Source organism: Mesorhizobium sp. B2-3-5 (genome assembly GCF_006442395.1).
Classification (GTDB): Bacteria; Pseudomonadota; Alphaproteobacteria; order Rhizobiales; family Rhizobiaceae; genus Mesorhizobium.
Genome location: NZ_VFVX01000045.1, coordinates 1 through 22,776, shown reverse-complemented (window position 1 = coordinate 22,776; position 22,776 = coordinate 1). Strand labels below are relative to the sequence as shown.

The following is a 22,776-nucleotide window of genomic DNA, read 5'->3' as shown; positions in this document are numbered from 1 at the left end:
TCGCAAGAGAGACGGCTCGACAGGAAAGTCGAAGCATGATGGATGTCTGTCTGTTCGGGGTGGGGCTGATCGGCCGCGTGCACGCGGGCAACCTCACGCGCCACCCAAAAGTGCGGCTGCGCTACATCATCGATCCCAATCGTGAGGCCGCAGGCACGATTGCGGCCATCACAGGCGCCGAGATCGCCGACACCGACACAGTCATGAACGACCCGGCGGTGAGAATGGTGTTCATTGCCTCGGCGACGCGCACACATGCCGAGCTTGCCATTGCGGCAGCGGCGAAGGGGAAGGCGATCTTCTGCGAGAAGCCGATCGACCTCGACCTCATGCGCACGGATGAATGCCTGGCGGCGGTCGAGAAGGCCGGCGTGCCGTTCCAGATCGGCTTCAACCGACGTTTCGACCCGAGCTTCCGGGCGCTGAAGGAGCGCCTTGTCGCCGGCGAGATCGGCGCTGTCGAGCAGGTCATCATCACCAGCCGCGACCCCGAACCCGAAACCGAGGAAGCGCTGGCCGGGGGTGGGGGCGTCTTCCGCGAGATGACCATCCACGACTTCGACATGGCGCGCAATCTCCTGGGCGAGGAACCAGTCGAACTCTTTGCCACCGGCTCTTCGCTGGTGGCGCCGCAATACAGCAAGCTCGGCGACTACGACACCGCGATGTTCATCCTGCGGACTGCATCGGGCCGGCAGTGCCACATCAATAACAGCGTGCGCGCCGCCTACGGCTACGACCAGCGCATCGAGGTGCATGGCACCGACGGCATGCTGCAAGCCGGTAACCGCCTGCCGACCTCGGTCGAGATGTCCGGCGTCAACGGCATATCGCGCGACAAACCGTACTATTTCTTCGTCGAGCGCTACGGCGAATCCTACGCCGCCGAGATCGACCATTTCATCTCTTGCGTCGAGACGGGCAGGAAGCCCGATGTCACCGCGAGCGACGGCCGAAAGGCGATGATCCTTTGCGAGGCAGCGCTTGCCTCCGCCAAGTCCGGCAGGTTCGAGCCGGTCGGGCTCTGATCGAGCGTTGCAGGATACCAGGAGCGTTCCATGAAGATTGGCATGATCACCGACAGCCTGGGAAACCTCTCCTTCGACGAGATGCTCGCCGCCTCGGCCGAGCTTGGGCTGGAGACGCTAGAGTTCGCCTGCGGCAACTGGTCGTCGGCGCCGCACATCGATCTCCAGGCGATGCTGGGCAGCGCCACGACGCGTAGCGAGTTCGTCGCCAAGGTCAGGGATCATGGGCTGACGATCGCGGCGCTCAACTGCTCGGGCAATCCGCTGCATCCGGGACCGCAGGGCAGGAAGCACCATCAGGTGACAGAGGATACAATCCGGCTGGCGAGCCTGATGGGGATCGACCGCGTGGTCATGATGTCGGGCCTGCCCGGCGGCCCGGGCGATGCCAACCCGAACTGGATCATCACCGACTGGCCGCCCGAATGCGCCGACATCCAGCGCTACCAGTGGGACGATTGCATTATTCCCTACTGGCGCGACCTGGTGAAGTTCTCGAATGATCTCGGCATCCGCAAGCTCTGCCTCGAACTGCACGGCTATCAGGCCGTCTACAACGTCCAGACACTGCTCCGGCTTCGCGACGCCGTCGGCGTAACCGTCGGCGCCAACTACGATCCGAGCCATCCGATGTGGATGGGCGCCGACCCCATTGCCGCCGTGCGCAAGCTCGGCTCGGCGATCTACTATGTCCATGCCAAGGACACGCGGGTCGAACCGATTCCCGCCGGCATAGATGGCGTGCTCGATGCGCGTCCGCCGACGCTCTATGCCGAACGCGCCTGGAACTACATCACGCTGGGTTACGGCCACGGCGAGACCTGGTGGCGGCAGTTCTGCACCGCGCTGAAGCAGGCCGGCTATGACGATGTGCTCTCCATCGAGCACGAGGACATGATGTTGTCGCCGATGGAAGGCATGCGCAAATCCGTGGCGCTGCTGCGCAACGTGGCGATTAACCTGGCCTGAAGCGAGGACCTGCCGAGGTTCGGGTTGAGAGAGGGTTTGCCCGTTGCCGGTCCTGCGCAATTCCACGAGATCGATCTGTGCGACGCCAACCCTTACGCTCGCCACCCGCGATGCAAACAAGCGACGCCGAGGATGAAGACCGGCCAGGGCAAACTGAGGAAGCCCGTAAAGAAGGATCAGGCCGGCGGCCAGTGCGGTCACGCCAGTTCCAACCGAAAACCGCCGTGCATCACCGGTCCGGCGGCGGCAAGGACGAGCGCGCAAAATCTGCCGCAGCATTCGCGGGTTTGCGATGGCAGATGTAGCCGTGATGCGCAAACTGGAAGGGATCGCCGCAAATGGTCGTGGTCGCAAGATGTTGTGACGCTGACCTGAGGCTGTGAGCCGACGGCCGCTTCCTCAGTCGCAATTGCCGGCCGATCGGTTGCGGGACATGCGGAACAATGCGGGAAGACTTCTAAGTTTGGCCAGGTGCCGTGTTGCACGGTAATGCGCACATTGCAGCGAAATGAACGGCTTCACGATGCTCAAGTGCAGCGCCTCGGCCGCCGGCCCAGGGAACGGTTTCCAGCCTCACGGGTTAAATCGTCATGCAACAGATCAACGACACCAAAAAGCGGGTTAAGCAGTTCGATGAGAGGGAGCGGCAAAGCCTCATCCGGATCAAAGAAACTCAGGAACTCATCGAGCAGAACCGCCGGCTGACAGAGAGGTCCCGTGAAATCCTTGCGCGCGCGTCCGAACTGGCCGCCGCGCTCGGCAGGCACTAACGATCGGACTTGAGAAAGCTCGAATCACCGCCGCATCTTCTTTGGCGTGATCTCCTTGATTCGCACCTTGTCGCCAATCGCCTTGGCCATGGGCTCGGCCGCTCACCTTCGAGCCGGATCTTGTCGCCAGGTTTGGCTTTCGGGTCGAGGATGGAATAGGGGAAGTGATTGCCGGTGATGTTCAGCGCACCGCATTCGCCGATCCGCTTTCGCACCGTGGCCGTGATGGCGACAACATCGCCGATGTCTATTTCCCGCGCCATGTTGAGATTCTGGCGCGCCATCTTTCTTAGTCAAGTGATCGCTAATCACCGCCTCAGAGGTATCGGCCACCGGGGAAGCGCTGGCGACGACATCTTTCAAGCTCAACACCGAATGCGCCATGGATTGTGACGGTGCCGTTCGCAGGGATCTGGCGACAAACGTTGGGCGGGCCCGGCCGCTGGTGGGGTGTTCGCGGGGGGGGACGCAGCAACCAGGCCCTAACCGGCCATTCGTCACGGTCGGCTGCCTAAACGTGCACCCTGCGGCCTCACGTTCAACGTCCATTCGGATGATGTGAGATCGGCTCTTGAGTGCGATATTGGCTCGCGACGGCCATCAGCAAGTTTCCCTCTCGGGCGCAATTGCCCGCTCAACTCTCCAGCTGGGCGGGCGCTTTCTTCCGATTTCTCCTCCGTTCCGTTTTGGGTCATCCAACATGGCATCCGAATTGCTGCCCTCAGCTTTGCCAGCTCTGATGGCTGGAAACCGGCCCGTTCGTACCGGGGCGTGGGCTCGCTGGGTCGGGGCAAGGGGTTTGCTCAGCGAGCCTTTTGGCGCAGCGCGACAGTGCGGAGGGTGGGGCACATGCGGGACTTGCCAACGAACGTTGACGTCGACGCTGTGATCGCAGTCGGTCAGTACCTTGATGATCACAGCAAGACCACTCCAGTGTCTATTTCAGACGCGATCAGGGTCATTCGCAAACGGGCAAAAACGCGTCTCTCCGATTTCGACTTAGAGCAATTGATCGTCGAAAGCGCGGGGACGCGGCACCTGGGCCTTCTGCTGGACACTCACGACGACTGAGCATTTGTGGTCGGACATCGCTACTCCTACAGGTATCGATCGCCCTGGGCGCGATGTTCGAGGCAAAACCAATGCGACGATTGCAGCGGCCGGGCGAAGCCGAAGGGGGCACGTTTGCCGCATCCTGGGTGCTCGCAAACGTGGTTCTCTATGCGCCCCCGTTCCCGCGCCGCCGCCATGCCATCTGCGAGTTTGATAGGCTCGTCGCTCACCGACAGGCTCTGCGGGTCGCCCGTGGTGCACCCAGCTGATCGAGCTTCTGCTGCAAATGACCATTCAGCACCATCATCTCCTTCAGCGCTTTCATGACGTCGCCCTTGTGAAAGGCGACGAACTTGTCGGCCGCCGCCTGTAGCGCTGCCTCCTGCCGACTGTCGAGCCTGACAATGTGGTCCATTGCATGCCTCCTAAAAGAGAGATCCTTGCGCCGGCTGCTGTGGGAACTTGATCTGCGTCGCCGGCTTCTCGACAATGATCAGCGCGTCATCCGGCGCGGTGCGCTGAAGCTCCTTCGCTTCCGGCCAGGGCGCGGTAAGCCAGGTTTCGATCTCTTCCTGCGTGGTCAGGATGACCGGCATGGCCTTTTCGTGAATCGGGGCGACGAGCGCGTTGGGCTTCGTGGTCATGAAGCCATAGAGCTCGAAATCACCAGGGCCGTCCTTGACCTTGCGGATACCCTGCCATTGCGTCCATATGCCGGCGAAGAAGAAGAGCGGCTTGTCTTGGCTGCGGGCGAACCAGACATTGCGCTGGATGCCTGTTTCCGGGTCTTTGTCGCCGGGTGTAGGGGAGGGCTCGGCAAAACTGGTGACGGGGACGACGCACCGATGCTCAACGCCGACATATCGCTGCCAGTGTCCGTATTGCGGGTTGCGGATGTTGGTGGTGCCGTAATCCGCTTTTCCCTTCACGCGCTCCGGCGGCGTCGGCATGCCCCACAGCAGATTGGCAAGCTCGCGTTGGCCGTCCTGCGCGTTGCGCACCACTGGGCCGGGCTGGTTGGGGTAGAGGTCGACTGACGGTGGCAAATTGCCCGCGATGTCGCGCATGGCCCGCGTGAGCTGGCGGATCGCTTCCTGGCTGGTGGTGATGTTGTAGAGGTTGCACATCTCGTTGCCCCTAGTGTCGCAGGCTCTCGGGGACGCTCAGCGGCCCAAGTTCCAGAATGCGCTCGTATTCGCCGGTTCGGCGCCAGACGCCCATTGCTCGGCCGTTCTCGCGGTCCTTGGCTGGATCGAATATGATGCCGCCGAAGTGGTCAAGAAACGCTTTTGCATCGGCCTGATTTGCGAAGCAGTGCAGCCGCCATTCTTCATATTTGCCATCAGGCCAGATCGCCTGCACGCGCCGAATTTGAGGCGCGGCGCTCATCTTATCGCAGAACCTTGCGATCCTTGTGAAGTTCCGTTCGGTGCAGATGTCGTCGGGCAACGCAACCTGGTGCGGCCATCTGCGATCGATGATCGACGGCGTCGGGATCGAGCGGGTGCGCTTGACCACGCCTAGACCAGTTCCAGCATCAGATAATTGCCAGGCTTTTCCAGCCAGCAGGCGCAGCACGCGTCGATGGCGGCCTTGTTGGCTTCCATCCAGACTGACGCGGCCTCGTCTTCTTCCTCGCTCATCTGCTCATCGTCTGGGAAGACTTGGATATCCCAACCTTCAAGGGCAAACATCCCGTCCGCGGCGGCTTCGGCGCTGATACCTGCCCGCGCGAAAACCGCCTCTGCGGCGGCAATGCCATGCGCGATCTCATCGGACGACGCGCCCTCTATGTTCAAGCGAAGCTGCATGACTGCCTCCTGTGGCCATCCTGCCTGCAGCAGTGAACAAAATGAGAACACGAGAGTCAATAGGCTCTTGACGGAACAGGAATATGTTCCTTATTCGTCACTGGACCTGAACAGGATAGGGCTATGGGAAAGCGCCAAGAAGCGCCGACCGGCGAAGCTATGTCGGAATTGGAAGTGGCAGCGGAGCACGCCTTGGCGGCAGCCGGTGGCGATGCCCTGGTTGCCTTGCTGACTGTCCTCGCCAGGAACATCGAACTCGAGCGCGACCTCGCCCTGTCGCGCGCAGCGATATCGAGCGGCTTTTCCCGCGGCTGGCACAAGGCACGCGCCTAGATGGGGGACACGGCCGAAGACAATTTCCGCATCGAGGTTTGGGATCGCGAGCAAAAGACGCACCTCGAGACGATATCCCGGTCCCCCGACGCGATGGTCAGCCAAGCTGCCTGGCAAGCAGCGATCCGGCGCCGGCCCGGCATGCTGCTGATCCACTACAACAGCCGCCACGTTATGGAGAAGATCATCGCACCTGGTGAGGTGAAGATCCCACCGCAGCCGATCATCGACGGCAGCATCCATGCTGGACTGGACGTCTCGCTCGCCGACCTTCGGGAATGGCACAAGCTGCGAGCCTGGTGCAGGACCTGCTCGCATCATGCCGAAGTGAAGGCGGCGGCGCTGATCCGCCGATATGGCAAAGACGCTCTTTTCAGCACAGTCGAACGCGCCCTCGTTTGCACGAGTTGCGATAGGGGCGGACCGGTGCGGCTGGAAATTCACAAGCTGCCAAGAAATTGAGCGGCCAGCCGTCCGTGTTGACGCCGGGAGTGCATTGATAATCATTCCGGTTCGCCGGCTGTGGCGTGATCGCCGCCTTCTGCCTCGCCTCAGCGGTCGCGCATGCCGGCCGATCTATGATCGCGTAGCTCGTCCATGCTCTTCCCGATAGGGGAGATTATGTCCGGCGAGGGAACTGGCTGCTTGTCGAGAGCAAGCGGACCGAATCCACCCGTCAACGCCAGAGCCGCTACGCCCATGCCAGCCTTGACCGGCAGTTTTTGGCCCGGCGGACGCTTCGGACGCAGGCAAGGACTCCGGGACATGCGATACCGCTCCATTGCTCAGGGAGCGCTACTCCGGCAGTTCGTCGTCCTTGATCGGCGCCTTCCCTTTGCTGGCCCGCTTCTAGCCGAGAAGCCGGGCTTGGCGTTCACGATCGATTTGGGCCGGCGCAAAGCCACGCGTGGCCACGCGAAACATCGACAAATCCGTTTCCGAGTTTGGCACTCGCCAACGAAACGCTGCAAGTCGTCATTCGGCTGTGCGCTGGTGCCCGGTTACGCTGTCCTCATTGCCATCATGTCGATCCTCATCTGGCAAGACTACTCGAACCAAGTCCACCGAATCTCCAAAGCGTTCTACGAAGGCTGCTCTGAAAAGAACCCTCCAGGCGCCCTCATGCCTCCGGAACAGAGACACACCTATTGTAGTTGCATGTCGACCGCGTTAGCACCTTCATTCGTCTGGAGGGTGGCGAAGGCATTCGCCCTCTCACGGCCTGCACCAACTGGTTTCCAAAACGATCCAGGATTGGCGTCAATCGCGACGCAGGCGGCTGCAGTATGTGCTCTTTCTTCCACTGCGTCGTATCGCCGACGATGCCGCGGTGCGTAACGGGAGCGATGCGCTGGCCGACGCCAAGCATCGTGTCCATTGCGCTGTGAAAATGGCGCCGCCGGTTCCAGCGGAAGGCGAACTCGCCGAGGTAAGCGTCAAGATGCTTCTCCCGGAAGCCATGGAATGTGCCCAGCGCCCAACGCTTCAGGTTCGCAAAAACGACGTGAATCCATTTGAAGACGGTGTGGGCGGGCATCGTCCTATTGCTCAGATTGACCTGCCTGAGGCGACGGCCGGGCACCTTGTGGTACGAGGCAAGGGAGTCCGTCCGCACCGCCGATCCGGGAAGGGTGTTGGCTACCACGAACGGAACGATGCTTTGAGCCGACCGATCCGCGATGCGCGCGAGCCTGATGCGTCCGACGCCATGGTTGCCGACCGTCTCGACCGCCCCAGCGATCCATATCTGGTTGGCTGTGCTGCTGCCGCCACCCCTCTCCAGCGCGTCCTCCTTGCGCCGATACGGGATGGCGGACTCGTCCACGTCGACAGTTCCGGAAAGCGGTGTCCGGTTGGGGTTCACCATTGCCCGCCGGAGCTTGTGGAGCACCAGCCAGGCGGTTTTGTAGGAGGCGCCCAGCTTAGGTTGGAGCTGCAGCGCCGAAATGGAATTGGAGTGCGTCGCCATCAGGTACGCCGCCAGGAACCACTTGCGCAGCGGCAGATGCGTGCCCTGCATGACTTCCCAGCGATCACGGAAGTCTGTTTCCGGCACCCAGGCCTCTCCCATTTGCCTGCGCATTCGAAAAGCCACGGTCGGACCTCGAGGCGCCATGCTTTCCTGGAACTGCATTGTGGGCATGTGAAGCCGCCCGGCCAGCCCTTGTTGAAGAGGTAGTCCGCGCACGCGTAATCGTCGCGGAAAGTCTCCACGAACTCCTCGATCGACGGTGGCTTGTCGTTCTTCCACCGGGTCGGAAACAGCGCCTCGCCCATGTCGACGCCAATATGGCAGGCGAGGCGATCCGTCGGCAACAATCGCTAGATATGGTTACCACCTGAGCGAACGGGATAAGCGGTAGAATATATGAAAGATGTCCTGACAGGCTGCGCTTCGATTGTACGGATTGAGACCAAGACCCTTGTCAGTCTATCTGCTGCCCTACTATTTTCGTGATTGGGGAGAAATCGCGATGGCAAGGGATCGTCAGCAGGAGAAGATATCCATTCTGGATTGCGTTGTCCTGCGTCAGGTCTTTAGGATTTATGTCACTCATCTTGGCTTGGATGAAGATCAATGGCAGGGTTACGCGACAACTTTGATCCGAGATTATACCCGGACCCAAGAGGTCGACTCCCAATTGCTGGAATGGATCACGCGAAAATAGCGTCCAAATGAGTGATGGCCGGTCCTATACACCGCCGAGTTGTTGGACTGCTGAACTTTACAGAATTTCGGCGGAATCGATCGAATTCCACGCAAAGGGCGTGAGGGTTTGCCAGCCGGCCGCTTAGGGCCTATGCTTTTCAGATCGGCCGTTAGTCATATCGGATGCTGCCGACAGTAAGAGGTACGCGCTCTTGCCCGTTAAGGGAGAAGAGCCATGCCTCAATCCATTCTTCGCAACCATGTTTTGCAAGCTCTATCTCCAGAGGATTTCGCGCTTTTACAGCCGTCGATGCATCACGTCGAACTGGCCATCAAAGCCCCGCTGGAAGATTCCTACCAGCCTATCGAGCACGTATATTTTCCGGAGACGGGTATCGCGTCTGTGGTCGCCACGATGACCGGAGGCCGGCAGAGCGAGGTTGGCATCATCGGCCGCGACGGTATGACGGGAGTCGCGATCATTCTCGGGCAAGACAGGTCTCCCAACGAAACCTACATCCAAGTCGCCGGCAATGGCTGGTGCCTGCCGGTTGAAAATCTTCGCGCCGCAATTGCACAAAGCCAAACTCTCGGCGAGTCGCTGCTTCGCTACGCCCATGCATTCCTGGTGCAGTCGTCCCGAACGGCGCTGGTGAACGGACATTCGAAAATCGAGGAGCGGCTGGCCCGGTGGTTGCTGATGGTCCACGACCGGAGCGAGGGAAAAATCTACCTGACGCACGAATTTCTGGCGACCATGCTTGGCGCTCGGCGTCCCGGCGTAACAACAGCCCTGCAAATGCTTGAATACCGAGGGCTGATCCATGCCAAGCGCGGCGAGATCACGATTATCGACCGTGCCGGCATGATAAAACTCACACACGGAGCTTATGGGGAGGAGGAGCAACGTCAGTTCGGGATTGCCGCTTTGGGTTCAGGGAGAAAGTCTTGATGACCAACACATTTCACACCATTACGTTTGAAGGAGCGGCGAGGGCTATATCCTTTCCAGAGGCAGAGCTTACTTCTTATCCCATCGCACAGGCGTTCCGCGCAATCGAAACACTGATGCCGGCGTGCAAGGCCACCCACCACAATCTGGAGGAGATGCGGGCTGCAGCCTGCATCATTCATAATGTGCCCGCCGCCTTTGACGCAATAGCGGCCGATTGCTCGGAAACCCGCCACTAGGGCCAAATGCCCTCGCTCGCTATCCGATCTCGCTGGTGGTCACGACGCGGCGCTCTGCGATTGATTTCGTCGCCACTTCGGCAAGGACTAGCGCCAGGCGTCCGTCTTCGACTGGTAGCGCTCGATGAAGTGTGCGGACTGATGCGCTTGCGGATGCCGGCGGCCTCGACTGCTTCCTGAACCGCGCGATGCAGTTGGCGCGACGTCGCTGTGAACGCCAGTCGTCAGGCACGGAGGCCCGATCAGAGTGACCGCGACAGTCCCTGCGAGCTGGCCTGGACATCCCATACGCGGCAGGCCCACAGCACCCCATGCGGAAGTTCGCGGCAGGCGCTGGCACACACCCCGAAACACAAATCCCGATAGCTCACCGCTTGCGGCCCGCGGGTTCCTGCATGGTCTGCGCCTTCTCGAAAGCCTGGGTGGCGAGATCGTCGAACGTCATCTCGTACGGCACCGACACCACCGGTTCCTGACCTCACTACGGTAGGTGAACCATCCAGAACGAGGAGCAAGTCGCAAAGACGTCTCCTTGGCGCCCCTAAGCGGATAGCCATCCCGTTTCTACGGGCTAACGTCCAACAATCGACCCTGTGCGGCTTGCAGCCCCGGGACGACCAATCCACCTGGCGCCTAGTACGCCGGGCCTACGAGGCCTTTCGCCATCCTTCACCGCCAATCCAGCTCGCCAGTTGGTCAGCGGGCATCGGCCGGGCGAAGGCGAATCCCTGCAGGATGTCACAGCCCAATTCTCTCAGAATCCTGGCTTGCTCCATCGTCTCGACGCCCTCGGCGACGACTTTAATGCCAAGCGACCGGCCTATGTCGATGATGGAGGCAACCAGGCGCCGCTGTTCGGGCAAGCGTACGATGGGGTCGATGAGCTGACGATCGATCTTGAAATGGCGCGGCTTGAGCTTGAGCAGGCTGACGATCGATGTATGGCCGGTGCCAAAATCGTCTATGTCGATACCTATACCCATCTCCCTGATTGCATCAATGTTCCATTCGACCCCATCGTCAAATTCGTCGAGGAAAATTGACTCGAGGAATTCGAACGAAATCGCACCCGGCCTGATATTGAGTTCGCGAAGGCTGGGAATTAAGCGGTCATCGCTCAGGCGTCGGAACGAGACATTGACCGATACAGTGGGTACTGCAATGCCTTGGGATTGCCATTGGTCGAGGTCGAGCATTGCTTGCTGCAGGATGCTGCGATCAATCGCAGCCAAGACATTGAGATCCTCGGCGATCCGGAGGAACCGGATCGGACTTAGGACTCCCTCCCTCGGATGATGCCAGCGCGCAAGCGCTTCGACCCCAATGATGTCGAGGGAAGTAGCGTTGAGGAGCGGCTGATAATAGGGGTGGAATTCGCCCTGCTCGATACCGCTGAGAATTTCATCGGCCATATGCTTGGTCGATTCAATTTCGCTTTGCAGCGCCTTTGAAAAGAATTCATGGCGGTTGCGGCCGCGACCCTTAGCCCGATAGAGCGCGATATCGGCGTTTATCAGCACGCGAAGCGCATCGATGTCCGCGCCCGTCTCGAGGGCGATGCCTATGCTTGCGCCCAAGCGGCAGAAGTGCCCCTCGTATGGCACCGGCTGTCGGATCTCGGCGATGATCTGATCGGCAAGGCCGGCGAGGCGATGGGCGTCGGCACCATTGAAACAGGCTATGACGAATTCATCGCCACCAACGCGCGCGACGAAATGCTGCGCTCCGCCCTTGGCACTTAGAAGCCGGGCAACGTGAACCAGCACGGCATCGCCGGCCGCGTGTCCCTGCGTATCGTTAATCTGCTTGAAGCGATCCAGATCGATGTGGAGCAATGCCAAACCGTCGCCCGGGAGGCGCGGCCGGTTGCGGTACTGGCTCAAGATTTGGTCGAGATAGCGCCGGTTGGGAAGTCCGGTCAGCGCATCATGGAGGGCCTGGGTTTCGATCCGGGCCTTGGCGGCTTCCAGTTCGACGTTGCGAGCCTCGGCAAGGGCCTTTGCCGTCTTGAGCCTCTGTTCCAAGGCGACTTCGTCAGTGATGTCCCAATTTGCGCCGATGAATTTTGGTGTTGCGCCATCGTCCTGAAAGTAAGTTGCGCGCGACATAAGAGTACGGATTTCACCGTCGGCCCTGATGATGCGAAATTTCCCGTTGAACGTTCCCTTCTCTTCGATGGCGCGTGACATCGCCTCAAGCGTCTTTGCCGCATCTTCGGGGTGCAGGGCATTCTCCCAGTCGGCGGCGTGAAGGGATTTCCGCTCGCGTGGAATCCCAAAAATGTCACGCGCCCTGTCGTCCCAAAACAGCTCCCCAGTTGCCAGGTCGCCCTCGAACACCCCAATTTGGGAGGCGTCCAGCGCCACTTGCAGGCGGCGTTCGCTTTCCTTCAGTGCGGCCTCAGCGCGTTTTCGGCCGTCGATATTCACCGCCTGTACAGAGAGGAAGCGAGCCTGATCCCCGTCGGCAGGCATCAGTGACACGGATGTCAAAGCCCAAATGGTCGTGCCGTCCTTGCGGATATACCGTCGCTCGGCTTGATATCCATGGATCTTTCCGGCAATCAGATCTTCGGTCTGCGTGCGCGCTGACGTCAGGTCGTCGGAATGCACGATTGTCGTGAAGTGGATTCCGATACATTCCTCGGGCCCGTACCCAAGGACATGGCTTCCGGCTCGATTGGCGTAAACGATCTTCCCGTCAGTATCGAAAAGGAACGTCGGGATCGTGGCGTTTTCTACGAAATTGTGCAGCAGCGCCTCGCCCTTGCCGTACCGGAAGGTCGTTTCACCTGACGCGTTCGGGATAGTTTTTTTTGCCTCATCCACCCCAAGAGCATGCCATGCAAGTCTTAAGAATAACTCACTTCGGCAAGTCCATATTTGCTACTGTGCTATAGGTCGGATCGGCAGGAAGGGGAGAAGGACCTCAAGGCGTTCGTCGCCGGCTCGCGTTTGACGGGCCGAGATTGCGAGCAGGCCTTCATTCGATACAGGGCGTACTGTGGGCGTTTACGATCGATGTTATCGATCACCCTTCCAGCGACATGACGGCGAGGTGCAGCGCGCGGATGCCTTTCTTGATGATCGGCTCATGCCGGCGTCGCGCGAGGACTGCCGTGTAGACCGGCTGATGGAGCGTTGGAGCTTCTTCCACGATGTGAGAGGGCCGCTCGGCGGCGAAGCGACGCGCATCGTCGGCGCGCATGTAGCATGTGCCGCCGGCCCGTCTCAGCATATTGTCAGCTAGCGTCTCCGAGCCCATCGAGAGCCGGCAGGCAGTCAGGTTTGGCAGCGCTTCCGCATGAGCCTTCTCAAGCGCCACCGTGTAACCGGGCCGGATGTAATTGTCCGGGCTGACATCGCAAAGCCGGCGCGCTGTCGTAGAGACCATCACATATTCCTCGACCATGAGTTGATCATACGCGATCTCGGGAAGGTAGCGCGGAGCGTAAACCACGGCAATATCGAGGTTTCCCAGGCTCAGATCCGATATCATCTGGGGCGAATAGTCGGATTCGACATGAATCGAGGACTTGGGCAAGACTTGCAGCAGCGTTTCGAGCCAACCTGGCAGGATCGAGCGGGTCATCCCGACCTGGGCAGCGACCCGCAGGCTCCCTTCGAATCTATTGAAGGCGCGCACGTCGTGACGCGCCTGGGACCATGTCGACAGCATCGAGCGCGCGTAGGCCTCAAAACGCCGCCCTGCCGCGGTTGGCTCGGCGCCGGCCCGGCCGCGGTGGAAGAGCTCCGATCCAACGGCGGATTCCAGGTTCTTGATGCGGCTGCTGACCGTCGATTGCGTCAGCCCGAGGCGCTCCGCCGATCGGTTGAAATTCCGCGACTCGACGATGTCGAGAAAGGTTTCGACCTGTTCCAATTGCATAGGCAAACCAATCGATTTTTACGATCGTATCGGCCCGATCATACGCTTGATCCAAACACTGACAAGGCGGAAATTTGATGCAGAACCGAAGGCGTTCGGCGCCACATCATCAAAGAGGGAAAAGTGTTCATAATCGATTGCGACTGCCACAATTACTGGTCCAGCGCCACGGTGCTGGAGCCCTACCTGTCCGGCATCTGGAAAGACATGTTCATCGAAGGCGAGAAGACCGGCCCGGTAGGCGCCTTTCCGCACGGCCATCGACCCTGGTTTCATCCACAGGATTTCTCCCGCAAGGATGTGCGGCCGAAGGTCGAGGCGGACAACTACCTGATCATGAAGGACAAGCACCTCGACAAATACGATATCGGAGTTGCGATCCTTACCGGGGACGAGCCGATCGAAGCTTCGACGCTGGCAAATCCCTACTACGCCAGCGCGCTGGTAAGCGCCTATAATGACTACCAGATCAATGAATGGCTGCCGAAAGACAGCCGCTTCATGGGCTCCATCGTAATCGCGCCGCAGGAGCCACGCCTTGCGGCGGCGGAGATCCGGCGGCTTGGCGCGCATCCCCGGATGGCGCAAGTTCTGGCCTCCCAGGGCTCGGTCCGGCCATATGGCGATCCGTTCTATCACCCGATCTTCGAGGCCTGTGCCGAGGTCGGCTTGCCGTTCGCCATACATCTTGGCGGGCATGGCGGAATCAACTGGAACGCCGTCGCGCCCGCGCCCACCACTTTCTTCTGGGAGACCCATGCGATCCTTCACATGTCGGCCATGTCGCATGTCGCGAGCATGATCGCGCATGGTGTGTTCGAGAAATGGCCGGATCTCTACTTCGTCATCATCGAATGCGGCATTGCCTGGGTCCCCTCGGTGCTTTGGCGACTTGACGCCGACTACAAAGCCCTCCGCAAGGAGACGCCATGGCTGAAAATGCTGCCATCGGAATATTGCCGACGCAACATACGCTTCTCTACCCAACCCTTGGAGCAACCATCGAACGTCAAACATCTCTGGGCAATGCTGGAGGCGATGGACGGGGAGAACACGCTGCTGTTTGCATCCGACTACCCGCATTGGGATTACGACGATGTCAACACGCTGCACATCCCGCCGGAATGGCGCGGCAAGGTCCTCGGCCAGAATGCGCTCGAGGTGTATAAGCGCATTCCGCGCCCGCAAGCCGCCGCCGCAGCGTGACGAGGACCGAGATGGCCGAGAAGACGTATATTTGTCGCGCCGACGACATCCAGGTCGGGACGCCATTCATCGCCAAGGTGCGCAGCCTGTCGATCGGCGTGTTCCGGATTGGCGACAGTTTCCATGCGGTGCTGAATGTCTGCCCTCACCGCGGCGCCCCGCTTTGCGAAGGGCCGCAATGCGGAACGACCGCTCCCGTCGAGGGACCCCAATTCATCTATCACCGCGAGAACGAAATCGTTCGCTGTGCCTGGCACGGATGGGAATTCGACATCAAGTCAGGTGCGGCTCTGGTCAACCCATCCGTTCGCGCGCGGACTTTCGCAGTCACCGTCGAGGCCGGGGGCATTTATGTCACGGCCTGAGTAGCCAGCGGCCGACGGCCGCCTTGGCGAGCGGTTGGGCATCGTTCGCCAATGCAGCTGCCTTATGCGCTTCATCGCTTTTTGCCAATGCGGCACAATTTGCGACGGATCGCCTGTTTCTGGCGTAGTCAAGCTCCCTCGGGGACGCGCCGAGCTTGGCCAAGCGCTCCTGCAGCTTTTCGCGGTCATAGTCCGACGTCGTTTCCTCGATCTGCGTCTTGATCTGTGCAACGCGGCCCTGGATTTCTTCCTTTCGGCGGACGCCGTCACAATGGTCGTGCTCTCTTTCTCGATCACGACCTTGTTGGCGCGGCCCAGCATCTGCCGGTTGTGCTTGACCTTCCACCATCTGCCGCAACGTCTCGCCGAATCGGGCGTTCACTGGTCGCGTAGCTTGGACGGAATCTATTTCCATCCTGACGTTCTGTGAGAGGCGGGGCCTTACGCAAAGGCTCGTTCACGCGTCCGCAACCAACCCCGCTGCCGCCCGTTTAACCCGTGCTGGTTGACCCCAGCACACTCCCCACCTTGCCCGCTGCCCCGCGGCAGCGGGCTTCTTGTTTGTTCGGGGAACATCGCCGACAGTCGATTGTTAGCACTGCGGCGGCGATGCCACCCCCAAAGACGCGCCGCTGGCCGAGGGCAACTCGGCCGGCCCGTGCCTCCTGCGGAAGGAGCGCGGGCCAAGCTCAGCCAGCCAATGCGATGCGTTCGGAATATTTCCGCTATCACCAAGTTCGGAAGATGGATCGTCACTCCTTCAACGGTCCCCCGGGGCGGGTCCTGCCTGCGGGAACTGCCGGAGGTCCCCACTCGGACCCATCACCGCCCAGGTCATTGTGGTATCGGTGCCAATCTCGGGCGCCTGAACCATCCGCCCAAACCTAAGCCCCGCTGGTCTCTGCCGGCGGGGCTTTCCGCTCGATCCTGGTTGAACCTGCTGGCCTTGAGCTTGCTGAATCCAGAAAGCCCGGCGCAGCTAGTGAGCGTAAGCGATGGGCTTCCTCCGAGCGGCTACACCTCTAAAGGGTCGACCACCTACCTCAGAGATCAATAGTCCCCCGAATCCGTTCCATAATGGACACAGTTTTTCTTCGCATCCAACCCATTGTGTGAGATAGTACTTATAAGCTTCGCTAGGGCGGCGGGCATGTCGTTGTCGCATTGCAGTGGTGTGTATTGTCCCGCTGATTTGGAGATGCTCCAGCGCGTGTTTAATCGACTGTGCCATGAACGACGGCTAGCCAAAAAAGACAGGGAGCAGCGGAAATATCTGGCTGCGGAAGTCTTCCGAGTTTTTGAGGACGGGATACAGGAGGAGGCGGACCTTTTGCGGGCGCTGTCCAAGCGTCGCAGGGCCTAGCTGGAGAGGCGCCTTTTTGTAGGGGCCGCGCACTATCGGCCCGATCTGCGAAGCAGTGCAGCCGCCATTGCTCATATTCGTCATCAGCCCAAATCGCCTGCACCTGCCGCATTTGATGCGCGGCGCCACGTTCCTCGCAGAACCGCACGATAGTCGATGAGAAGATGGCGACGCGGTTCGCGGCCGATGAAAATATTCTCTCCCACGGTCAGGTCCGCGCGAGGCAGAATTCCTGGTGGATGAGGACGATGCCGGCATCCTCGGCGCTTTGAATGGACGCGGGAAGGGGGAACGTTCGTCGATCAAGCCGGTGCCTGCGGTCGGCGGCACATAGCCGCCAACAATGCGCATCAAGGTCGATTTCTCGGCGCCATTCTCGCCCACGAGGGCAAGAGTTTCTCCACGATCAACGGACAGGCTGAGACCCTGGAGAACGGGATTCAGCCATACCTCTTCGCGACGTCGCGCAACTCGACAAACGCCATGAGATTTCACCTTTGGATTGTGACGAAGTCAGACGCCTACGCGCTGCTTCCTGCGAGCTTGAGCCTGTTCCGCGTGCGCTTCCCGCACCTGCGGCCTGGCGCTTACCTCGGGCACACCCACATCCCACCAGGCATCGCCAGGCGTCCAGGTGAAACCATCGGACACCAGCGTGATGACCGTCGTCCGGTCTGTTCCGAGGGCCCAATCGAGGGCTTGCGCGAGGTCCGCGAGGCTGTCGACGCGCCGGGTGAGCGCGCCCATCGATTCGGCGTGCTTCACAAAATCGACGCTGAATGGCTCCTTGACGCGACAATCCTTGATCAGGTTGTTGAAGGAGGCAGCGCCCTTGGCATTCTGGAGGCGATTGATCACGGCGTAGCCGCCATTGTCGCAGACGATCACCACCATTTTGTGGCCCGACAGGACCGTGGAATAAATGTCCGAGTTCATCATCATGTAGGTGCCATCACCGATCATCACGATCGGGGTTCGCGTGGGATCCGCCAGCGCGGCACCCCAGCCGGCGGCGATCTCGTAACCCATGCACGAGAAGCCGAATTCACAGTCGAATGTATTGGGCGCCTTGACGCGCCAATTTTTCATAACCTCGCCCGGCAAGCCGCCCGCGGCCGTGATGACCAGGTCGCGCTCGCCTGCGCGAGCGTTCACGATGCCGATGACCTGGGCGTAGCTGGGAACAGGTTGGTTGGTCGGCTGCTGGTACCCGTCCAGCGCCTTGTTCCACTTGGCGAATTCGACGCGGCCCTTCTCGGTCCATTCCTTTGGCGCCTGCCACTCCTCCAGCGCCGCCCCCACCTCATTGAGCGAGGCCAAGGCATCGCCTACGACCGCCAGGGCACGGTGCTTGGTCGCGTCCCAGCGGGCAGCGTTGATGGAAACGAATTTCGCGTCCTTCGCGAAGGCGCTCCAGGATCCGGTGGTGAAGTCCATCAGACGCGTGCCGACGGCCACGATCACGTCCGCCGAAGCGGCCAGTGCGTTCGCGGAGGTCGAACCGACGATTCCGATTGGACCGACATAGGCGGGATGATTGTGGCTGACGGTGCTTTTGCCGGCGATCGTCTCACACAACGGAATGCCGTGGATCAGGGCGAGGTCGGCCAACACCTGCTCGGCGCCGGAGTAACGCGTGCCGCCACCGGAAATGATAAGCGGGCGCTTTGCCCCTTTCAGCAGCTTCACTGCTTCGGCCAGCCGGCTGGCGTCGGGTCGCGGCCGCGGAATCGCATGCACGGTCTCGGCGAAGAATTCTTCCGGATAATCCCAGGCCATCTCTTGCACGTCCTGCGGCAGCGCGATGAATGCCGGACCGCAATCGGCCGGATCCAGCATGGTGGCGAGCGCCTGGGGCAGCGAGGAGATAATGCCTTCGGGATGAACGATGCGGTCCCAATAGCGAGTAACCGCCTTGAAGGCGTCGTTGACGTTGATGGTCGGATTGCCGAAATGCTCGACCTGCTGCATGACTGGGTCGGGGCGGCGATTGATGAACGTATCGCCAGAGAGCAGCAGCACCGGCAGACGGTTCGAATGTGCGACACCGGCGGCGGTGACCATGTTGAGGGCGCCGGGGCCAATCGAGGTTGCGGCAACCATGATCTGGCGGCGGCGCTTGGCTTTTGCGAAACCGATTGCGGCGAGTGCCATCGACTGCTCGTTCTGCCCGCGCCACGTGGGCAACCGGTCCTGGACCGCCTCCAGCGCTTCCGATAGGCAGGTGACGTTGCCGTGCCCGAAGATGGCGAAGACGCCCGGAAAGAGCGGTACCCGCTCCCCGTCGACGATCGTGAACTGATTGCAAAGATAGCGAACCAGGGCTTGCGCCATGGTCAGACGGACCACTGACATTTGATTCCTCCGGGCATCGCGGCAACATCATGCCGAATGACGAATTCAATTCGTATTGCAGAATTGACTTTTTTGCAAGTGCCATTGCATAGATTGCAACGGCAGAGCCGGATCCCCGCTTTTTGAGCCAGAATTCTCCGCTGGTAAACCCAGCGCAAAGAAGCCATCATGCAACGAAAATTGCAAGGATGCTGGTCGTGGAAGAGAAAGTCAAAGCGCCAAAGGACTATGAGGAACTCATCCGCTTGATCCACGATCGGTATGAGCAAATGAGCAAGTCATACCAAAAGATTGCCTTGTACCTCACGCAGAACCCGAATGATGTCGCGGTGCGATCCGTGAACGCGATCGCGGAAAGCAGCGGCGTTCACGCATCGAGCTTCGTGCGCTTTGGCCAGGCACTGGGCTATGAGGGGTTCAAGGATCTTCAAACCCTTTTCCAGAAGCGATTGTCCACCGCGGCGCCCGGCTTTGAAGCGCGCATCAAGGCTCTGGAGACGGAACTGGGGGGGCGCACCGACCGCAGTGAGTTCGCTTTGATGCACGATCTGGTGGTCCGTGATATCGCCTCGCTGCAGGAGATGCTGACAGCTATCCCTCCGGAGGACTTGGCCGAAGCCGTCAACCTTCTGGAGAAAGCCGACGTCATCTATCTCATCGGGCAATTACGCTCGGCGCCGGTGGTCGAACTCCTGCGCTACATCCTGACGATGCTGGGCAAGCGATGCACGTTGCTGGACCCTGGCGGCGGGCTGGCCACGCATATGGCCCGTGCGATCCGCCCGCAGGATGTGCTTTTCGCGGTGTCGTTTCGCTTCTATGCAAACGAGGTCGTGAATGTCGTGGAAGAAGTTGCCAGCAGGGGCATCCCCATCGTGGCGATTTCAGACAGCACCTTGTCGCCGCTGACCAAGGGCGCACGCGTGCTTTTTGCGGTGCCCGAGCACGAATACACTTTCTCAAGATCGCTTGCAGCCCCGATGTGCCTTGCCCAGGCGCTGACCGTAGCGCTGGCGGCGCGCTTGCAGAACAACGGCGTTGACCCGCGCATCCCGATAGTCACCGGGCAATAGCTCCTACGTCGCAGGTTGGCTTCCGGTCTCTTCTTGCCTCTCACCATGACAGAGATGTTGGCGGTGGCAGCATAATTTCGATTGCAGACAGGCAGACGTTGCGGTCTGCCCTCGCAATGAGTTTCGCAATTCGTGTCTCTGTTTTGAAAAATGAAAACGAATTGACTCACAAATCGTTGCAGAATATCCCTGTTCTGCAATTATCGTTGCGGACCGGTTAAGGAGGACCGCTCCTTCAGTGCGGGGCAATCCTTTTCATTTGTCATCCAATCTCCGGATGGTGGCTTCAGGACCCGAAACGACATCAGGGAGAGATTCCCCGGGGAGATTGGGGATTCCGGATAGATCGGTGCAACCGGACACCAAAAGTGGAGGAGAAACACAATGAAGAAACTGCTTTTGGGCGTCGCCTTCGCGGCGCTGATGAGTTCATCCGCCATGGCCGCCAAGATCGGCGTATCGATGGCCAAGTTCGACGACAACTTCCTGACCGTGCTGCGCAACGGCATGATCGCGCAGGCCAAGGGCATGAGCGGTGTCGAGCTGCAGGTCGAGGACGCGCAGAACGACGTCGCCAAGCAGCTCGACCAGATCAAGAACTTCGCCGCCTCGGGCGTCGACGCCATCATCGTCAACCCGGTCGACACCTCGGCCACCCAGGCGATGTCGGATGCCGCAGCGGCCGCCAAGGTCCCGCTGGTCTATGTCAATCGCGAGCCGGTCAACGTGAACACGCTGCCGGACAACCAGGCCTTCGTCGCTTCGAACGAAGCCGATTCCGGCACGCTGGAAACCAAGGAAGTCTGCCGCCTGTTCAAGGCAGCCGGCAAGAAGGAAGCCAATGTCTATGTGATCATGGGCGAGCTTTCCAACCAGGCCGCCGTGCAGCGCACCAAGGACATCGAGGAAGTCATCGCCACCCCGGAGTGCAACTTCATCAAGATCATCGACAAGCAGACGTCGAACTGGGATCGCGACCAGGCCCAGAACCTGATGACCAACTGGCTGTCGACAGGCAAGAAGTTCGACGGCGTCATCGCCAACAACGACGAAAGCGCCATCGGCGCCATCCAGGCGATGAAGGCCGCCAACATCGACATGAAAACCGTGATCGTCGGTGGGGTGGACGCCACCCAGGACGCGCTTGTGGCGATGCAGGCGGGCGACCTTGCCGTGACCGTGTTCCAGGACGCTGCCGGCCAGGGCGCGGGCGCGCTGGACGCGGCACTGAAGCTCGCCAAGGGCGAGAAGGTGGAACACAAGGTCTACGTCCCGTTCCAGCTGGTTACACCGGCCAACATCGACAAGTTCCTGAAGAAGAACTGAGCGGCGGACATACGGAGCGGCGCTCCCACGCTAAGGGCAGCGCCGCTCTCCTTCTCAGCGTCTGAAAGACGCGAGGAAGGCCGTGGCTGACGGAGGATAGAGGATTGGCACAGACATCTCATGGCGTCGGCGGGCTCAGCTATGACGCGAAGAAGCGCACATGGCCGGCCGAATTCAACGTTTTCCTGGCGCTCGTCATTCTCGTCGTCATCTTCGAGGCGATCGGCCGCATCTTTCTCGGCGACAGCTTCCTGTTCAACACGCGCAGCGACGTCAGCGGCATCTTCAACGAGGCGCGCCTGCAGATCATCATCCTGCAAGTGTCGATCGTCGGCATCATCGCCATCGGCGTCACACAGGTGATCATAACAGGCGGCATCGACCTGTCCTCGGGCTCGATCGTCGGCGCCACCGCGATGATCGCCATGAGCTTCGCCCAGGTGGCGACCGTCAACGGCAACCCCAATCCCAAGGCGATGTTCCTGGCGGAGGGCTGGACCGACCTGCCGGTCATCGTGCCGGTGCTGGTGGCGATCGGTTGCGGCCTGCTTGCCGGCCTGGTCAACGGCGCCTTGATCGCCTACACGCGCATTCCGCCCTTCATCGCCACGCTCGGCATGATGGTGACGGCGCGCGGCATTGCCAAATGGTGGTCCAAGGGCCAGCCGATCTCGTTCCCGACCGACAGTTTCGCGGCGATCGGCAAGGGCTTGATGCCGGTCATCATCTTTATCTCGCTGGCGATCCTGTTCCAGCTCATCTTGACCTACACGAGATACGGCAAGCATTGTTACGCCATCGGCTCCAACGAGGACGCCGCGCGCATGTCCGGCATCAAGATCGCCAACCACAAGATTCTCGTCTATGTCATCGCCGGCATCCTGGCCTCGCTCGCCGCCGTGGTGCTCTGCTCCAAGAACCTCACCGCCCAGTCCGGCATGGGCGTGATGTATGAACTCGACGCCATCGCCATGGCGGTCATCGGCGGCGTTTCGCTGTCGGGCGGGCGCGGTTCCATCGTCGGCACGGTGATCGGATCGCTGATCTTCGGCGTCATCATCTCCGGCTTCACCTTCCTGCGCCTCGACGCCTACTACCAGGAGATGGTCAAGGGCGTGATCATCGTAGGCGCGGTCGTTCTTGACCAGTGGCGCCAGCGCATGCGGGCATTGAGGGCTTGACCATGTCAGACATCGTCCTGAAAACCGAAAACCTGACCAAGCGCTATGGCGGCGTGCATGCGCTGGAAGGCGCGAACTTCGAACTGCGCAAGGGTGAGCATGTCGCCATCATGGGCGACAACGGCGCCGGCAAGTCGACCTTCGTGCGCCAGATCACGGCGGTCGAACAGCGCACCAGCGGCAAGATCTGGTTCGACGGCAAGGAAGTGAATTT

Annotated in this window: 23 protein-coding genes and 2 pseudogenes; 16 read left to right on the top strand and 9 right to left on the bottom strand. The window is 60.4% G+C overall.

The window, feature by feature from the left end; translation table 11 throughout:
- Positions 1-35: 35 nt before the first annotated feature.
- From iolG to FJ958_RS28615, 5 genes are all read left to right on the top strand, one after another.
- Positions 36-1,028: an inositol 2-dehydrogenase gene (iolG, locus tag FJ958_RS28630; protein ID WP_140748625.1), complete on the top strand. Its 993-nt coding sequence runs from the start codon at positions 36-38 to the stop codon at positions 1,026-1,028.
- A 30-nt stretch (positions 1,029-1,058) separates the two neighbouring features.
- A complete protein-coding gene (locus tag FJ958_RS28625) occupies positions 1,059-1,997 on the top strand; it encodes a sugar phosphate isomerase/epimerase (protein ID WP_140748623.1) in 939 nt (312 codons plus the stop codon).
- Between the two features lie 590 nt (positions 1,998-2,587).
- The gene (locus FJ958_RS28620; protein ID WP_140748621.1) at positions 2,588-2,767 is read left to right on the top strand and encodes a hypothetical protein; all 180 of its coding nucleotides are present in this window, start codon (positions 2,588-2,590) and stop codon (positions 2,765-2,767) included.
- A 164-nt stretch (positions 2,768-2,931) separates the two neighbouring features.
- Positions 2,932-3,060: a hypothetical protein gene (locus FJ958_RS32495; protein WP_281406691.1), complete on the top strand. Its 129-nt coding sequence runs from the start codon at positions 2,932-2,934 to the stop codon at positions 3,058-3,060.
- A gap of 556 nt (positions 3,061-3,616) precedes the next feature.
- A complete protein-coding gene (locus tag FJ958_RS28615) occupies positions 3,617-3,838 on the top strand; it encodes a hypothetical protein (protein ID WP_140748619.1) in 222 nt (73 codons plus the stop codon).
- A 208-nt stretch (positions 3,839-4,046) separates the two neighbouring features.
- On the opposite strand, the gene FJ958_RS28605 is transcribed toward FJ958_RS28615, so the two are convergent.
- From FJ958_RS28605 to FJ958_RS28590, 4 genes are read right to left on the bottom strand one after another with little or no spacing between them, the layout of a single operon-like run.
- A complete protein-coding gene (locus tag FJ958_RS28605) occupies positions 4,047-4,235 on the bottom strand; it encodes a hypothetical protein (protein WP_140748615.1) in 189 nt (62 codons plus the stop codon).
- 10 nt (positions 4,236-4,245) lie between these two features.
- Positions 4,246-4,947 (bottom strand): SOS response-associated peptidase, encoded by a 702-nt coding sequence (locus tag FJ958_RS28600; RefSeq protein WP_140748613.1) that lies wholly within the window; start codon positions 4,945-4,947, stop codon positions 4,246-4,248.
- A gap of 10 nt (positions 4,948-4,957) precedes the next feature.
- Positions 4,958-5,398, bottom strand: a complete 441-nt coding sequence (locus FJ958_RS28595) for a hypothetical protein (protein WP_140748611.1) — start codon at positions 5,396-5,398, stop codon at positions 4,958-4,960.
- A complete protein-coding gene (locus FJ958_RS28590) occupies positions 5,341-5,691 on the bottom strand; it encodes a hypothetical protein (protein ID WP_140748609.1) in 351 nt (116 codons plus the stop codon). The genes FJ958_RS28595 and FJ958_RS28590 overlap by 58 nt, the downstream gene beginning before the upstream one ends.
- A gap of 63 nt (positions 5,692-5,754) precedes the next feature.
- Here FJ958_RS28590 and FJ958_RS28585 point away from each other — a divergent pair, with 63 nt between their 5' ends.
- Positions 5,755-5,964, top strand: a complete 210-nt coding sequence (locus FJ958_RS28585; RefSeq protein ID WP_140748606.1) for a hypothetical protein — start codon at positions 5,755-5,757, stop codon at positions 5,962-5,964.
- 141 nt (positions 5,965-6,105) lie between these two features.
- Positions 6,106-6,426, top strand: a complete 321-nt coding sequence (locus tag FJ958_RS28580; RefSeq protein ID WP_246679811.1) for a hypothetical protein — start codon at positions 6,106-6,108, stop codon at positions 6,424-6,426.
- Positions 6,427-7,282: 856 nt separating this feature from the next.
- On the opposite strand, the pseudogene FJ958_RS28575 reads toward FJ958_RS28580, so the two are convergent.
- A pseudogene (locus tag FJ958_RS28575) lies at positions 7,283-8,241 on the bottom strand (IS1595 family transposase); the annotation flags it as partial.
- Positions 8,242-8,387: 146 nt separating this feature from the next.
- Here FJ958_RS28575 and FJ958_RS28570 point away from each other — a divergent pair.
- From FJ958_RS28570 to FJ958_RS28560, 3 genes are all read left to right on the top strand, one after another.
- Complete coding sequence (locus FJ958_RS28570) at positions 8,388-8,633, top strand: hypothetical protein (RefSeq protein WP_140748601.1); 246 nt, start codon at positions 8,388-8,390, stop codon at positions 8,631-8,633.
- A 216-nt stretch (positions 8,634-8,849) separates the two neighbouring features.
- Complete coding sequence (locus tag FJ958_RS28565; protein ID WP_140748599.1) at positions 8,850-9,566, top strand: Crp/Fnr family transcriptional regulator; 717 nt, start codon at positions 8,850-8,852, stop codon at positions 9,564-9,566.
- Positions 9,566-9,805, top strand: coding sequence for a hypothetical protein (locus FJ958_RS28560; RefSeq protein ID WP_140748597.1), 240 nt, complete (start codon positions 9,566-9,568; stop codon positions 9,803-9,805). The genes FJ958_RS28565 and FJ958_RS28560 overlap by 1 nt, the downstream gene beginning before the upstream one ends.
- 647 nt (positions 9,806-10,452) lie before the next feature.
- On the opposite strand, the gene FJ958_RS28550 is transcribed toward FJ958_RS28560, so the two are convergent.
- Positions 10,453-12,633: an EAL domain-containing protein gene (locus tag FJ958_RS28550; protein WP_140748595.1), complete on the bottom strand. Its 2,181-nt coding sequence runs from the start codon at positions 12,631-12,633 to the stop codon at positions 10,453-10,455.
- Between the two features lie 202 nt (positions 12,634-12,835).
- The gene (locus tag FJ958_RS28545; protein ID WP_181176554.1) at positions 12,836-13,687 is read right to left on the bottom strand and encodes a LysR family transcriptional regulator; all 852 of its coding nucleotides are present in this window, start codon (positions 13,685-13,687) and stop codon (positions 12,836-12,838) included.
- 129 nt (positions 13,688-13,816) lie between these two features.
- Here FJ958_RS28545 and FJ958_RS28540 point away from each other — a divergent pair, with 129 nt between their 5' ends.
- Both FJ958_RS28540 and FJ958_RS28535 read left to right on the top strand, forming a co-directional pair.
- Entirely contained in the window at positions 13,817-14,899 is a 1,083-nt protein-coding gene (locus tag FJ958_RS28540) for an amidohydrolase family protein (RefSeq protein WP_140748592.1), read from the top strand.
- A gap of 11 nt (positions 14,900-14,910) precedes the next feature.
- Positions 14,911-15,264 carry a Rieske (2Fe-2S) protein gene (locus FJ958_RS28535; RefSeq protein WP_140748590.1) on the top strand — a complete coding sequence of 118 codons (354 nt, stop codon included), beginning with the start codon at positions 14,911-14,913 and terminating at the stop codon, positions 15,262-15,264.
- Between the two features lie 151 nt (positions 15,265-15,415).
- On the opposite strand, the pseudogene groEL reads toward FJ958_RS28535, so the two are convergent.
- Positions 15,416-15,606, bottom strand: a pseudogene (groEL, locus tag FJ958_RS28530) (chaperonin GroEL); the annotation flags it as partial.
- 1,534 nt (positions 15,607-17,140) lie between these two features.
- Positions 17,141-18,982 carry a 3D-(3,5/4)-trihydroxycyclohexane-1,2-dione acylhydrolase (decyclizing) gene (gene iolD / locus FJ958_RS28515; RefSeq protein ID WP_140748576.1) on the bottom strand — a complete coding sequence of 614 codons (1,842 nt, stop codon included), beginning with the start codon at positions 18,980-18,982 and terminating at the stop codon, positions 17,141-17,143.
- 197 nt (positions 18,983-19,179) lie between these two features.
- Between iolD and FJ958_RS28510 the strand changes: the two genes are divergently transcribed.
- From FJ958_RS28510 to FJ958_RS28495, 4 genes are all read left to right on the top strand, one after another.
- Positions 19,180-20,055 carry a MurR/RpiR family transcriptional regulator gene (locus tag FJ958_RS28510; RefSeq protein ID WP_246679810.1) on the top strand — a complete coding sequence of 292 codons (876 nt, stop codon included), beginning with the start codon at positions 19,180-19,182 and terminating at the stop codon, positions 20,053-20,055.
- Positions 20,056-20,439: 384 nt separating this feature from the next.
- On the top strand, positions 20,440-21,381 hold the full coding sequence (locus FJ958_RS28505; RefSeq protein ID WP_140748570.1) for a sugar ABC transporter substrate-binding protein: 942 nt from the start codon (positions 20,440-20,442) through the stop codon (positions 21,379-21,381).
- A 104-nt stretch (positions 21,382-21,485) separates the two neighbouring features.
- Complete coding sequence (locus tag FJ958_RS28500; protein WP_140748568.1) at positions 21,486-22,562, top strand: ABC transporter permease; 1,077 nt, start codon at positions 21,486-21,488, stop codon at positions 22,560-22,562.
- A 2-nt stretch (positions 22,563-22,564) separates the two neighbouring features.
- Positions 22,565-22,776 (top strand): ATP-binding cassette domain-containing protein (locus FJ958_RS28495; protein ID WP_140748565.1); only part of this gene is annotated, 212 nt, incomplete at its 3' end.